2 rRNA genes are annotated in these 503 nt (G+C 50.5%); both read right to left on the reverse strand.

From position 1 onward, the window contains the following. Positions 1-18: 18 nt before the first annotated feature. A 5S ribosomal RNA gene (rrf, locus tag WDC82_RS25140) occupies positions 19-134 on the reverse strand. Positions 135-195: 61 nt separating this feature from the next. Then, a 23S ribosomal RNA gene (locus WDC82_RS25145) occupies positions 196-503 on the reverse strand; the annotation flags it as partial.

Raw genomic sequence — 503 nt, forward strand, 5'->3', positions numbered from 1 at the left:
GAACTGATCCTTTGAAAAGCTTGGCGGCGTCCTACTCTCACAGGGGGAAACCCCCAACTACCATCGGCGCTGAAGAGCTTAACTTCCGTGTTCGGTATGGGAACGGGTGTGACCTCTTCGCTATCGCCACCAAACCTGATGGAGAGAATGTTCTCTCAAAACTAGATAACAATGTTCATTTTTCACATTAGAATATAGGTTAAGTCCTCGATCTATTAGTATCTGTCAGCTCCACGTGTCACCACGCTTCCACCTCAGACCTATCAACCTGATCATCTTTCAGGGATCTTACTTCCTTGCGGAATGGGAAATCTCATCTTGAGGGGGGCTTCATGCTTAGATGCTTTCAGCACTTATCCCGTCCGCACATAGCTACCCAGCGATGCCCTTGGCAGAACAACTGGTACACCAGCGGTGCGTCCATCCCGGTCCTCTCGTACTAAGGACATCTCCTCTCAAATTTCCTGCGCCCGCGACCGATAGGGACCGAACTGTCTCACGAC

Source organism: Pelagibius sp. 7325, assembly GCF_037652055.1.
Lineage (GTDB): Bacteria > Pseudomonadota > Alphaproteobacteria > Kiloniellales > Kiloniellaceae > Pelagibius.